This window comes from Ruegeria sp. O5 (genome assembly GCF_056535105.1).
Genome location: NZ_JBQERN010000001.1, coordinates 732,351 through 745,838, shown reverse-complemented (window position 1 = coordinate 745,838; position 13,488 = coordinate 732,351). Strand labels below are relative to the sequence as shown.

14 protein-coding genes are annotated in these 13,488 nt (G+C 56.2%); 5 read left to right on the top strand and 9 right to left on the bottom strand.

Annotated elements, in window-relative coordinates:
• Positions 1–3: 3 nt before the first annotated feature.
• From ACR0M3_RS03720 to purB, 3 genes are all read right to left on the bottom strand, one after another.
• A complete protein-coding gene (locus ACR0M3_RS03720; protein ID WP_480584906.1) occupies positions 4–546 on the bottom strand; it encodes a tetratricopeptide repeat protein in 543 nt (180 codons plus the stop codon).
• 102 nt (positions 547–648) lie between these two features.
• Complete coding sequence (locus ACR0M3_RS03715) at positions 649–801, bottom strand: hypothetical protein (protein ID WP_480504699.1); 153 nt, start codon at positions 799–801, stop codon at positions 649–651.
• 123 nt (positions 802–924) lie between these two features.
• Positions 925–2,229: an adenylosuccinate lyase gene (purB, locus tag ACR0M3_RS03710; protein ID WP_480909764.1), complete on the bottom strand. Its 1,305-nt coding sequence runs from the start codon at positions 2,227–2,229 to the stop codon at positions 925–927.
• A gap of 355 nt (positions 2,230–2,584) precedes the next feature.
• Between purB and ACR0M3_RS03705 the strand changes: the two genes are divergently transcribed.
• Positions 2,585–3,145 (top strand): hypothetical protein, encoded by a 561-nt coding sequence (locus ACR0M3_RS03705; RefSeq protein WP_480909762.1) that lies wholly within the window; start codon positions 2,585–2,587, stop codon positions 3,143–3,145.
• 11 nt (positions 3,146–3,156) lie between these two features.
• The gene (locus ACR0M3_RS03700; protein ID WP_480564222.1) at positions 3,157–3,474 is read left to right on the top strand and encodes a hypothetical protein; all 318 of its coding nucleotides are present in this window, start codon (positions 3,157–3,159) and stop codon (positions 3,472–3,474) included.
• Positions 3,475–3,506: 32 nt separating this feature from the next.
• On the opposite strand, the gene ACR0M3_RS03695 is transcribed toward ACR0M3_RS03700, so the two are convergent.
• Complete coding sequence (locus ACR0M3_RS03695) at positions 3,507–4,721, bottom strand: bifunctional alpha/beta hydrolase/OsmC family protein (RefSeq protein WP_480909760.1); 1,215 nt, start codon at positions 4,719–4,721, stop codon at positions 3,507–3,509.
• Between the two features lie 275 nt (positions 4,722–4,996).
• Here ACR0M3_RS03695 and ACR0M3_RS03690 point away from each other — a divergent pair, with 275 nt between their 5' ends.
• Positions 4,997–5,191 (top strand): hypothetical protein, encoded by a 195-nt coding sequence (locus tag ACR0M3_RS03690; protein ID WP_480473400.1) that lies wholly within the window; start codon positions 4,997–4,999, stop codon positions 5,189–5,191.
• A 10-nt stretch (positions 5,192–5,201) separates the two neighbouring features.
• Here the strand turns inward: ACR0M3_RS03690 and dddP are convergent, their stop codons facing one another.
• Positions 5,202–6,545, bottom strand: a complete 1,344-nt coding sequence (gene dddP / locus ACR0M3_RS03685; protein ID WP_480553793.1) for a dimethylsulfonioproprionate lyase DddP — start codon at positions 6,543–6,545, stop codon at positions 5,202–5,204.
• 122 nt (positions 6,546–6,667) lie between these two features.
• On the opposite strand from dddP, the gene ACR0M3_RS03680 reads away from it, so the two are divergent.
• Positions 6,668–7,411, top strand: a complete 744-nt coding sequence (locus ACR0M3_RS03680) for a heme-dependent oxidative N-demethylase family protein (RefSeq protein ID WP_480909758.1) — start codon at positions 6,668–6,670, stop codon at positions 7,409–7,411.
• Between the two features lie 36 nt (positions 7,412–7,447).
• Here ACR0M3_RS03680 and ACR0M3_RS03675 read toward each other — a convergent pair whose 3' ends face one another.
• The 4 genes from ACR0M3_RS03675 to ACR0M3_RS03660 all read right to left on the bottom strand — a co-directional run bounded on the left by ACR0M3_RS03675 (position 7,448) and on the right by ACR0M3_RS03660 (position 11,406).
• Complete coding sequence (locus ACR0M3_RS03675; RefSeq protein WP_480909756.1) at positions 7,448–8,350, bottom strand: hypothetical protein; 903 nt, start codon at positions 8,348–8,350, stop codon at positions 7,448–7,450.
• A 200-nt stretch (positions 8,351–8,550) separates the two neighbouring features.
• Positions 8,551–9,339, bottom strand: a complete 789-nt coding sequence (locus ACR0M3_RS03670; protein ID WP_480564229.1) for a lytic murein transglycosylase — start codon at positions 9,337–9,339, stop codon at positions 8,551–8,553.
• Between the two features lie 288 nt (positions 9,340–9,627).
• Positions 9,628–11,034, bottom strand: a complete 1,407-nt coding sequence (glnA, locus tag ACR0M3_RS03665) for a type I glutamate--ammonia ligase (RefSeq protein ID WP_267366350.1) — start codon at positions 11,032–11,034, stop codon at positions 9,628–9,630.
• A 33-nt stretch (positions 11,035–11,067) separates the two neighbouring features.
• A complete protein-coding gene (locus ACR0M3_RS03660; protein WP_209503542.1) occupies positions 11,068–11,406 on the bottom strand; it encodes a P-II family nitrogen regulator in 339 nt (112 codons plus the stop codon).
• A gap of 169 nt (positions 11,407–11,575) precedes the next feature.
• Here ACR0M3_RS03660 and ACR0M3_RS03655 point away from each other — a divergent pair, with 169 nt between their 5' ends.
• On the top strand, positions 11,576–13,219 hold the full coding sequence (locus tag ACR0M3_RS03655; RefSeq protein WP_480564233.1) for an NAD(P)H-hydrate dehydratase: 1,644 nt from the start codon (positions 11,576–11,578) through the stop codon (positions 13,217–13,219).
• Positions 13,220–13,488 lie beyond the last annotated feature (269 nt).

Genomic DNA, 13,488 nt, shown 5'->3' with positions numbered 1-13,488 from the left:
ACCTCAATAGCTGTATGTCAGGCCCGTTCGGATCGCTTCACGCAGCGACGCCTCGGCCCATGTGCCTTCGCCGCCTCGGGCCTTTATTTCACGCCATTGCTCGATCGCCAGATCGGTTCGGCCTTCGGACACAAACCCCTGCGCCATGTAGCTGCGCGCCAAAAGATTGTCTGGGTTGGCATTGATCGCGTTTTGATAAAAGACATTTGCCAGTTCCAGCTCGCCCATTTTGCGATAGGTGAAACCCCAATAGGTCAGGACACGATCGTCCTCCTGATCCATGATGCGCAGAATGTCCTGAGCGTGCCCGTATTGCCCGTCATAAGCCAGTTCGCGGACCGCATTATACAGCTGATCATCGGTCAGGTTAGACTTGTCGGGTTTGACGCATTTTCCACGGGTTTCGTCATATACACGGCCGAACAGGCATTTCTTGGTCGTATTCGTGGGTTTCGGCGGGCTGCTGCTGTCACCGCCTGCGGCATGGACAGCTGGCGCGAAGGCAAAGGCTTGCAAGGCAAGGGCAGAAGCTAACAAAAGGCGCATTTCTTTACTCCGTTCTCGGGGCTCTTATTGAAATCATAGTGTGATCTACAAAAAAGCTAACAGTGGAACGGTCGCTTTTATTCACGAACTGGACAAAAATTGTCAGCTGTTGACAGATTTTGCACAGCTTTTTGTTTCAGTATCCCAGGCCGTACCGGGTGCGCAGGATTGGGTCTGTTTGGAATGCTCTTCGCAGGCAAGCCCGACCGAGGCCACAAGAACCAGTGCCAATGCGCTTAGGAGTGTTCGGATCATGATGTTTCCCTCGTATGGAAAAAGCACATGCAGGATACCGCATTTCTGTTGATCTGGCAAAAAGCAAGGGGGTGCTCTGCATATGGCAGAGCACCCCCGGCTAACAGACTGAAAAGATAACCGTTATTCGCCAAACACGCGCGCAAAGATCGTATCGACATGCTTGGTGTGATACCCGAGGTCGAATTTCTCTTCAATCTCCGCAGGGCTGAGTGCGGCAGTTACATCAGCATCCGCCAACAGTTCCTCCTTGAAGTCGGTGCGGTGTTCCCAAACCTTCAACGCGTTGCGCTGTACCATGGCATAGGCGTCCTCACGGCTGACACCTGCCTGGGTCAGGGCCAACAAAACGCGCTGGCTCATCACAAGGCCTGGGAACTTGTTCATGTTCTCGATCATGTTCTCAGGGAAGATCAGCATCTTGTCGATCACGCCTGTCAGGCGGGCCAAGGCAAAATCCAGCGTGATTGTGGCGTCCGGCCCGATCATGCGCTCGACCGATGAGTGCGAGATATCACGTTCGTGCCAGAGCGCAACATTCTCCATCGCCGGTATTACGGCCGCGCGGACCATGCGCGCCAGACCGGTCAGGTTCTCAGTCAACACCGGGTTTTTCTTGTGCGGCATCGCCGAAGAGCCTTTCTGGCCCATCGAGAAGAACTCGGCCCCCTCCAGCACCTCGGTCCGCTGCATGTGGCGGATTTCGATGGCGATGTTCTCGATGCTGCTGGCGATGACGCCCAGCGTGGCAAAGAAAGCCGCGTGGCGGTCACGCGGAATGACCTGCGTGCTGATCGGCTCAGGCACCAGACCCAGCTTGTCACAGACATGTTCCTCGACTTGCGGGTCGATATTGGCAAAGGTACCAACCGCGCCGCTGATCGCTCCGGTGGCGATTTCCGCACGTGCGTCACGCATCCGGGACAGGTTGCGGTCCATCTCGGCGTAGAAGCGGGCAAAGGTCAGACCCATGGTTGTCGGTTCGGCGTGGATGCCGTGGCTGCGTCCGATACGAACCGTGTCCTTATGTTCCATCGCGCGGCGCTTGAGCGCGGCCAGAAGCCCTTCAAGGTCGCCAATCAGGATATCGGCGGCGCGGGTCAGCTGTACGTTGAAACAGGTGTCCAGCACGTCCGAGCTGGTCATACCCTGATGCACAAAACGCGCCTCTTCACTGCCAACATGCTCTGCAAGATGGGTCAGGAATGCGATAACGTCATGCTTGGTAACAGCTTCGATCTCGTCGATGCGGGCGACATCGAATTCCACATCCTTGGCTTTCCAGACAGCTTCGGCATTTTCACGCGGGATCACGCCCAGATCCGCCATGGCATCGCACGCGTGCGCCTCGATCTCGTACCAGATGCGGAACTTGGTCTCGGGCGACCAGATGGCGACCATGTCGGGGCGGGAATAACGGGGAATCATAGGCGACGGCACCTTTTTTGCAGATTGGATGAGGCGTTGGCGCGGGGTTTAGCCGCGTGCGGGGTAGGGAACAAGATGCGAGAGCGAATATGAGACGGTTTGCCCTGATTCTTATCGTTTGTTCGGGCTTTTCAGCAGCTGACGGGTTCGGAAAACTGTCCTGCAAAGGATATGGCACGGTAGTGACGGGTAGGGTGCCGCAAAAAGACAGGTGATGTGCCTGCAACTAGGTCTCACCGGATCATGCCGCCAGTTGGGGTGGATGCCCGTCCTGCCCTTGCTGCCAAGCGATGCTGGACAAACAGCGCTTTGACAGTTCAATCTGAACGGAAGGAAATAATCAGGTTATTGAGATATGCGTTTATTATCATGTTCGATACTTGCCCTTTGTGGTGCATTTTACGTCGGCACAGCTGCACCGGCACTGGCTGAAACCCCCGTGACCTACACCGAAGAAGGCCAATCGCTTTTTCGGTTTGAAGTTCCCGACTTCTGGATCCTTCGCACCGGCGGGCCGCGCGAGATTGAGGATACCGAACTGGGCGACGCCCGTGCGGTCGCGCGGGTTATGGGGTTCCGGCCGGTGACAGACGACGCAGTGTGGATGGGTTTCGTATCACCTGCGGGGGTTGGAACAATTCAGGGAGGTGTCCGGTATCTGCAGGATATCGACAGGTTTCTGGTCAAAGACCCGACGATGACCAGCACCAGCGATACCCGTATTGGCGGGTTGCCAGCACGCGTGTTTCGGGGCACCGGGCACCGGGACGGCAAAAGGGTAAGCTTTACCGCCACCGTCATTGACCTTCCGCAAGGCCGGGTTGCCATAGCAGTTGCCATTCTGCGGGACGGAGCAGACCCGAGTTATGCAGATGATCTGAACGCCGTTTTCGCGTCGTTCCGGGCACTTCAGTGAGGGAGGGGGCGATGAGCATTAGACTGATCAAACGGATGTCCCTTACGCTGGGGTTGGGGATCGCGACTTTGACGCTATCGGCCTGCGACGGTGTGACGGTTGGGGTCGGGTACGGGTATGACCCGTTTTACGACTCGATGCTGTGGAACGACTACTACCATGACGTTAATGTGGATATTGACGTTGATCGTCCCAACCGGCCTGATCGACCAGTGCGCCCCGAGCGTCCGAAACCGCCTGTGGCCAAACCTCCCGCGCGCCCGCGCCCACCTGTGGCGCGCCCACCGGTTGCCCGCCCGCCCATTCATCGACCGGGCCCGCGACGCTAAGGAACAAAAGGCCGCCTGTCAGGCGGCCTTTCTTATGAAAGAAGCTCGGTCGTTATGTGGGCCGAGCCTTCGAGCGTCCGGTGAACCGGGCACTTGTCCGCAATCTCAAGCAAACGTTGCCTTTGCTCCTGATCCAGCGGGCCGCTCAGGCGGATTTTCCGGCGAAACTGGTCCACCTTGCCGTCATTCACTAATCCGGCATCCTGCGCATGAACTTTGTCATGACATACATCGACGCTGACATTTGTCAGGGGCCAGCCTTTGCGCCTGGCGTACATGCGTATTGTCATCGATGTGCAGGCCCCCAAACCGGCCGAGACAAAGCCATAAGGCGACATGCCCTTGTCCGTACCGCCATAGGATGCGGGCTCATCCGCGACCAGATGGTGGTTTGGACCGGCCTGAATATCCTGCATGAACCCGCCCGGATCTGCTTCTGTTATGCGCACAACGCCCTCTGGCGCACCCGGTGGCGGAGCGGGCGGGCACAGTTTCACATAACGCGAAACCCAAGCGGCGATGACATCTGCTGCATATTCGGCGTCGGAGGCGCGCGTGATCAGATGATCGGCATCGTCGAGAGTTACAAAGCTTTTGGGGTGTTTCGCGGCCATAAAGATCGCGCTCGCATTGTCGATGCTGACCGTTTCGTCGCGTGGAGCATGAAGGATCAACAGGGCAGCTTTGAGGTCGGCGATTGCAGATGACAGGGCCGATTTGGCAATGTCGTCCACAAAAGCTTTACCAATACGGAAGGGGCGACCACCCAAAGAGACCTCGGCACTGCCATCCTCTGCGATCTGAGGCAGCGCCGCCTCAAAGTGATGCGACACATGGGCGGGGTCCGCCGGTGCACCCAATGTCACGACGGCTTTTACAGTCGGAATACCAGCCCGCGCCCGCAACACCGCCGCGCCCCCAAGCGAGTGGCCGATCAGCAGGGCAGGTGCCATTTTTCGACCAGCCAGATATTGCGCGGCTGAAATCAGATCCTCGACATTCGAAGTGAAGGTCGTATTGGCAAACTCGCCTTCGGAATGGCCCAGTCCGGTGAAATCGAACCGAAGCACCGCGATACCCATGGCAGCCAGACGGGCAGAAATGCGCCGGGCGGCCGGGATATCCTTGGAACAGGTAAAGCAATGGGCGAACAGGGCCGTTGCCAGCACTGGTCCGTCCGGCAAATCCAGTCGCGCCGCCAATTGGCTGCCGTCATGTCCGGCAAAAGTGATGCGTTCCGTGGGCATGTCGGCTCCTTAAGTGGTACGGGGGAACACGCCCAATACTGTGTATTTGACCCTTCGGTCACAACCCTTAAGTCACAAGCGTAACGGGAAGGTGAGAACGAATGGGTGTTTCACAGACTGCACAAGATCCCCGCCGTTTTCGTGTTGCACGGCGGCGGAACTCTCACTTTCTATTAATATCAAGAACGATGATGGCAATCAGAACAAACATTCGTTTCACTTATGTCTCTGCACATCCCATCTGTAGTTCATGAAAGCTGAAACAGGAGACATAGATGTCACATGCAGATATTGCGCCCCAGATACCCGACCTGCGTTCACGTATGATCCTGGCCATTATTCTGGCCGGCGTTGCCGGGTTCGCGGTCGGCCAATCCTGGCCCGCACCCCAAGGTGGTTCACAGGTTCAGATCAGCCCTGCCACGGAAGACTGGCATGGAAACGTCCGCCGGTCCCATTGGTCGGAGTGAAGGCCCGGCCTTATTCGATCCCCATCAATTGGGGGTCAAAGGGATATCTGGACAGGTTCTCATACCCGGTTTCGGTAATGAGAACCTGATCCTCAAGCTTGATGCTGAAATCGCCACCGACTTCGCCGACACAGGCTTCGACGCACAACACCATGCCTGGCTCCAGCGGATAGTCATAGGCGCCTTCGACGGCTTTGTCCGGATACGCGACCAGCGGCCATTCATCACACAATCCCACTCCGTGCATCAGGCAGCCGTATTTCTGCGCCTGAAACTTGTCGTCAAGCCTGTGCGACATGGCCGTAAGTTCCGGGATCATCACACCGGGCTTCAGCATTTGCATGTTGGTCATGATGTGTTCATGCGCGTGCTGCATGGCATAGATCATGTCAGGGCGGGGCTTTTGGTCACCAATCCACCATGTACGCGAGATATCGATGCAAATCCCGTAAGACCCGATCAGGTCGGTGTCGAAGGCGATGATTTCGTTTTGCTGCGTGATGCGCGGGCCGCATTCCTGGAACCAGGGGTTCGTGCGTTGGCCTGACGCCAACAGGCGGGTCTCGATCCACTCGCCACCGCGCCGGATGTTTTCCGCGTGCAGAACAGCCCAGATATCATCCTCGGTTGTCCTGCCATTGCCGACATTGGCGCGCGCAAAGCTCTCCATTTCCGCTACAGCGGTTTCACAGGCGTGATTGGCACAGCGCATGGCCAGAATCTCATCTGGCCCCTTCACGGAACGGGTCTTTTCGGTCAGCTCTTCGCCTTCCATGACCTCAAAGCCCTGCGCCTCAAGCGCGCGCAGACCGTGCAACATGATCTTGTCGACAGCCAAACGTTTATTGCCGCCGCCATGCGCATCGATCAGCACGCGCACCTCGTTCGAGAAGACATCTGCCGCTATATTCACCTTGTCGCCACGGTCGAAGTAAAACAGATCCGCGCCTGAACGCTGCTCGCGCACCAGCGGATTGAACGTGCTGAGGAAAGGCGAGTTCTTGTAGTCCCAGATCACCATATAGCCATCGGCACATAACAGCACCGCGCGAAACGGGTTATGCGTATTCCACAACTGCATGTTCGTGCTGTCGGTCGCATAGCGGATGTTCAGCGGGTCAAAAACCAGCAAACCACCATATCCGCGATCAACGATGGCCTGCGTTAGTCGCTTCCAGCGGTGTTCCCGCATCCGTGCAAGATTGGGCAATTCCAGACCTGCCGCAGCCCATTCGTCAAAAGCCAGCTGTGTCGGCCCGATCTCGATCCGGTCATTCTCATTTGGCGTGCCATCGCCCAGCGTTGCGCCTCGGCTGGGGTCAATCTTGCGCGTGTCTCGGTAATGCTTGTTCATGACGGACCTCGTTGCTTGTTCGGTCAAACCTAAGGTGCCCATGTGGATCGTCTTGGAAAAATGCGACGGCGAACCTGTCGTTTTCGACCGACAAAAATTTCGACCTATGCTAAGTCGCTGGTATGAATAAAGTTCTGCAGGAAAAAATACCATATGATGTCGGCAACCCGCGTGCTTTACCGGGTATACAGCCTGCAACGATGGAAAACTGGTTGCATCGGGACGAGGCTTTTGCCGGTCAGATGCAACGCCGGGAGAAGCTGCTGACAGAACGCCGCGATGACGTTCTGGCGCTTGATCCGCAGGCAGAACCCGCCGCTCGGGAACTGCTCGACCTTGTGCTGTCGCAGGTCTATCCCAATGCGGGTGAGGAGGTCGTCAGACCCGACGGAGTAAGTGTCGCAGTCGACCGGGCGCAGCCGCTTGATACATTGTGCAGGCTGGTTCAGGAGGATTTTTGCATCCTGCAAAAGCGCGGAACTGAACATGTATTGACCGGCGCAATCCTGTGTTTCCCGGCCAGCTGGCTTTTGTCCGAAAAATTCATGCGACCACTGATCGACATCCATGTGCCTGTCGCAAGTTACGACGAAAATATAGCCAAGCGGGTGCAGCGCCTGTTCGACGGGATACAGCCCGGTCGTCCACTCTGGCGCTTTAACGCGCTTTGGTATGAAGACCCCGAACTGTTTCAGCCCCGAAGCTCCAGTGACAGGCGGGGCGACACAGATCGACGTAAAACGTCCTACTTGCGAAGTGAGCGGCAAACCCTGCTGCGCTTGCCGAAAACGGATGCGGTCGTCTTTTCAATCCACACTTATATTCTGGCCGCGAACGCGGTTCCCAAAATGGAAAACCCCGCCTAAAGGCGGGGCATCCAAGGAGGGTCTTCTGTAATTCTCTTATTGGCCCAAGGCGGCCGCAACATCGGCAAACGCGTTCGTTGCGTTCAGGGCAACTATCGCGAAGGTAAAGACAAGCACCTGTGTGTTGAGGCGAAAATCTTCACCCCGGATCAGATTGACAGCAGCCATTGACAGGGCAATCGGGGTCGAAACGCCAGCCAGTACACCCGTCATGCACCAACTGCTGAGACGCAAAACGTCACTTGGCTTTACGACACCATCTTTGTCATCGAACGTTTCCTGACCTGGCCTGTTTGTATCTTCACTGCGAAACGCGATGCTGAGCAATTGTTCATCTGTCAGCTGGATCGGGCGGGACGTCGAAGCATGAAGAACACTTATGGTGTCATCGTTCTCGGGCAAATTCATTGCCGAAAACTGCCCGGTCAGCGACTGAAAAATTTGTTTTCTGTCGCGTGTTCGGCTGGGGGTCAGAGTGTCAAAGGCGCTCATGAACTGCTCGACCGTCAGAACCGTGTGTGGCGACAGCCATTCAACGCGCCGGGTCGAACAGATATCGACCATGCGATACAGAATGACGACCATCATCAGTTCCGAAATCTCGGAGTCATCCAGCAGGGGGGAAACCGGCGTGATCGAAAGAACCAACCTGTTTTGCGGATTTGCGGCGCGGGGTTTTGTTATCGTTTTTAGCCCCGCGGCGCGATCCATACGCTCGTACCGGTCTTCCTGCTCGGGGGTGCCTGTATCCAAGGTCAGTCGCACAAGGTACTGACTTGAAACAATGCTTGCTTCGGAATTGCTCAGCAACGCCTTGCGTTCGACCAGATGGCCGTAATCTTCCAGCGTCGTGGCAACGATTGTGCCAAAACGCTCGATCGCGCCATTTGCGTCGCCATTGAATTGCAGGCCGCCATGGTAGCTGTGCTTCCGAGCCACTGCACTGTCCTTTTTTGCGTACTGTTCAGCAAACACTGTAACAACCATTCGTGAGGAGAATTTGGCGGAAAATGCAAAAAAGGTAATATTACCCCGGCATTGGTTACGCATTGGAAACCAAGAAACTAAAGGCTTTTGTTTGTCACTGTGGCGGAAATGTGGCGAAAGCGGGTGCGGAGTGTGTTTTTGGTGCGACCGGGCTATTGGTCGATTCGGGCGGCCATGATTGCTATGGATTGCTGATAAACAGAGGCCGCGTTCCACTGTTGCAGCACTTGAAAATTCCGCTCCCCTGGCTGATAGCCACGCCCCGGCTTCCACCCTTTCTTGCGAAGAAAATTGGCGGTCGAGGCAAGCGCGTCGGTCATGTCATAGAAGTCCACCCGACGGTCGCCGGTGGCATCGACGCCATAGGTCAGGGCGTTGCCCGGCAGAAACTGAGTGTGACCCAACTCGCCATGTTTTGCCCCTTTTGTCGCCACGGTAATGCTTCCTGCATCGACCAGTTTCAGTGCCCCGATTGCGTGCGGAACAAAGAACTCGGACCGGCGACAATCATAGGCCAGTGTCGTGATTGCGGAAACAACCTGACTGTCTCCCATAAAATTGCCAAAGCCGGTTTCCATGCCGTGAATGGCGATCAGAACGCCCGCCGGAACACCGTATTGCCGTTCAAGAGCAGCATAGAAATCGGGATTTGCCGCCTTGCGTTTGCGCCCCTGCGCGACGATTGCATCAGCGCCTCTGACACGCATGAATTTGTCCAGCGTGTATTTGAAGCTTTTCTGATTGCGATCCGCCGCAATTGTGCCCGTGGCGTATTGCGCCTGAGCAAGCGCCTGAAGGCCCATCTTTTTCACACCAGCCTTGCGGGCCTGCTGGGCGAAATCGGCCTTCCAGGCCTCGAACCCCGCGCTGGTATTCCCACAAGGCGCGGCCAGAAGGGGCGAAGACACAAGCAGGGCGATTAATACGTAAAGACGAAACATGAGGATAATCCGATGGTGTTGAAATCTGTGGCCAGCCTACCTTGAGCTTTGAATTGGGCAAAGCGGTTCGTTGGAGTGTCTCCAACCGCTCCTGCAAACGCCTCTTGATTGGTCTGCGGAGTGCCTTTGAAGGATTTCAGATCCTCAGCATCGGGCACATAGCAAGGGCGAAGGTAAAAAGTGTGTATTCTGCGCCGTGGCACCCGAATAGGCTGAACAGCGGCAGACCGGCGCAAATGAAACAGGGGCGCCCGTTTGAGCGCCCCTGCAAATCCATGCCGTGGTCGCTTAGCAGCTGTAATACATGCCGTATTCAACCGGGTGTGGTGTGTGCTCGTAGGTTTCGACCTCTTCCATCTTCAGGGCGATGTAGCCGTCGATCTGGTCCTTGGTGAACACGTCACCTTGCAGCAGGAAGTCGTGATCCGATGCCAGTGCTTCCAGAGCTTCACGCAAGCTGCCGCAGACAGTCGGGATACCGGCCAGTTCCTCGGCAGGCAGATCGTACAGGTTCTTGTCCATGGCTTCGCCCGGGTCGATCTTGTTTTTGATGCCGTCAAGGCCAGCCATCAACAGAGCCGCAAACGCCAGGTAGGGGTTTGCAGCCGGATCGGGGAAACGAGCCTCGACACGTTTTGCTTTAGGGCTTTCGGTCCATGGAATACGGACACAACCCGAACGGTTACGGGCCGAGTAGGCGCGCAGAACGGGGGCTTCGAAACCGGGGATCAAACGCTTGTAGCTGTTGGTGGCCGGGTTGGTGAAGGCGTTCAGGGTCTTGGCGTGCTTCAGGATACCGCCGATGAAGTACAGCGCTTCGTCCGAAAGATCAGCGTATTTGTCGCCCGCGAACAGTGGCTTGCCGTCTTTCCAGATTGACATGTTCACGTGCATGCCGGTGCCGTTGTCACCTGCGATAGGCTTCGGCATGAAGGTTGCCGATTTGCCGTACGCATGAGCCACGTTGTGGATGACATATTTGTACTTTTGCAGCTCATCCGCCTGCTTGGTCAGGCTGTCGAAGATCAGGCCCAGCTCGTGCTGGCAAGACGCAACTTCGTGGTGGTGCTTGTCGACCTTCATGCCCAGACGCTTCATGGTCGACAGCATTTCCGACCGCAGGTCCTGTGCTTCGTCGATCGGGTTCACCGGGAAGTATCCACCCTTGACGCCCGGACGGTGGCCCGTATTTCCCATTTCGTATTCGGTGTCGGTGTTCCATGATGCGTCAGTTGCATCAACTTCGTAGGATACCTTGTTGATTGTGTTCGAATAACGGACATCGTCAAACAGGAAAAACTCGGCTTCGGGACCCATATACGCGACGTCACCGATTCCTGATGCCTTCAGGTATGCTTCGGCTTTCTGCGCTGTGCCGCGCGGGTCACGCTCATAGGCTTCGCCTGTATCGGGTTCGACAACCGAGCAGTGCACGCAAATGGTTTTCTCTGCGTAGAACGGATCAACATATGCACTTTCGGTATCGATCATCAGCTTCATGTCCGAAGCTTCGATCGACTTCCATCCTGCGATGGACGAACCATCAAACATGAAGCCTTCGTCCAGGAAGTCTTCGTCGACCTGATCGGCCATCAGGGTCACGTGTTGCAGCTTGCCGCGGGGGTCGGTGAAACGGACGTCGACATATTCGGCGCCCTCTTCCTTGATCAGCTGAAGAACTGCGTCCTTGCTCATTCTCTTGATTCCTCTGACTTGAAGATTGGTATGTTAGAGCGCGTCCGAGCCGGTCTCGCCGGTGCGGATGCGAATGGCTTGTTCAACCGGAGAGACAAAGATCTTTCCGTCGCCGATTTTGTCGGTCTTGGCAGCCGACACGATGGCTTCGATGGCGGCATCAACCTGGTCATCGTCCAATACGACCTCGACCTTCACCTTGGGCAAAAAGTCGACAACATATTCCGCTCCACGATACAGCTCGGTATGGCCTTTCTGACGGCCGAAACCTTTGACTTCGACGACGCTGAGACCCTGAACACCTACGTCCTGCAACGCCTCTTTCACTTCGTCCAGTTTGAACGGCTTGATGATCGCTTCGATCTTTTTCATTCCGGCTCACCTTGAATGGTTGTCTCAGGCGCAGTGATCACGTCTAAGATCGGGCGGCAACGTGATTGCGGTATCGGTTGGGTCGGTATCCGTTGAAATCAGGCTCTGTGCTAAATTTTAGGCGGTTTGCACAAAAAATAATCGAAATTGAATCGTGCGAAGGTGTGATATGACGGAATTGCTGACAGCAGCGCAGATGAAAGCCATCGAGCACGCGGCCATCAGGTCCGGTGAGGTTACGGGTTTGGAACTGATGGAGCGGGCAGGGCAATGTGTTGTCGAGGCGATCTTCGAGGAATGGCCGGATCTGGACAGGCGAGGGGCCAGCCCCTCGCGCTCCCCGGAGTATTTGGAAAAAGATGAAGAGGATCCGCTGCGTGCAGTCGTATTGTGCGGGCCCGGAAACAACGGCGGTGACGGGTTTGTCGTGGCGCGGCTTTTGCGGGAACTGGGCTGGAAGGTTGAGGTATTCCTGTATGGCGATCCCGAAAAGTTGCCGCCGGATGCCCGGGTGAATTATGAGCGATGGGGTGGTTCGGCAAAGGATGTATCTGAGATCGCACGGGGCAGAATCTTTTATCCGGATATTCTCATCGACGCATTGTTTGGGACCGGTCTAACAAGATCGATTGAAGATGTGAGGCTATGGGAAGTTCTTTGGGCATATGATGACGCAGAGACGGCATGGGAGTTGCGGCGTCAGGATGGAGGTACGCACATAGTTCCTCCACGCACGGTCGCGATAGACGTTCCTTCAGGTCTTTGCGCAGACTCAGGTAAAGTCGTGGGAGAACTTTTCCCTCAGCATGGACGTCGCTGTGCACGATCAGCACTTACGGTTTCGTTTCATTCGAGAAAGCTTGGCCACGTGCTGAGTGAGGGACCATATTTTTGCGGACATGTTGTCACGAAAGATATCGGGTTGAGGCAGGATGCGGGGGGCGACGAGATTTCGAAGGCTGTGGATAATCTGCCTGGGGTTTGCCTTGGTAAGAGTATGAATGAGCACAAATACACCCATGGGCATGCCCTGATCCTTTCGGGTGGGCCCGGCAAGACAGGTGCGGCGCGACTGGCCGCGCGGGGGGCGTTGCGGATTGGGGCAGGGTTGGTGACGCTGGGGGTGCCATCCTTGGCTTTAGCAGAGGTTGCGAGCCGGATCACCGCCCTCATGCTACAGTGCGTTGATGGGTCTCAAATGCTGTCAGACGTACTGCAGGACGTGCGGATGAACGCCCTTTGTCTTGGCCCTGGTCTGGGGTTGGAGCGAGCCCGGGACCTGGTGCCAGTCGCCCTGATTGCGAAACGTGCGACGGTTCTGGATGCGGATGCGCTGACGGCATTTGCGGGCGATCCCGGAAACTTGTTTGAAATGTTGCATGACCACTGCGTTCTGACCCCGCATGGCGGTGAGTTTGCGCGGCTGTTCCCCGATCTGGCTGAAAAGCTGAGCGAAACGCCGGTCAGAGGCCCCGCCTATTCCAAGGTGGACGCAACGCGAGAGGCATCGGCACGCGCGGGATGTGTCGTGTTGTTCAAAGGGCCGGATACAGTCATTGCTGCCCCGGACGGGCGATGTTCGATCAATGCCGCATGCTATGGTCGCGCAGCCCCTTGGCTTGCAACCGCCGGGTCAGGCGATGTGTTGGCCGGTTACATCGCCGGGCTATTGGCGCGGGGATTCGATGCGATGGCGGCGGCTGAGACAGCAGCGTGGCTGCACGTGGAATGCGCGCGTCGTTTCGGGCCGGGATTGATCGCCGAGGATCTGCCTGAGCAGTTGCCCGATGTTTTCAAACAGCTGAATATCTAGTTGTTTTGGGCAGAAAGCAGCTCAGGCTCTGTCAGAATGGCATGTTTTCGCTGTCAAGATGTGCGCAGATGCATACCGCATATTTGCCAGGTGCATAGGCAGGCATCACTAATTGTTTGCAAGCTGCCAGTACGAGATGGAGCTGTATCTTGTAAGTTAATGAAAAATAATGTAAAATGTCCAAATAATTAGTATGTTCTGTTGCTAAAATACAATTCTTGCGTAAGACAAGGCGCAGACCACTGGAACGCTCGGATTCAGTAAACAAA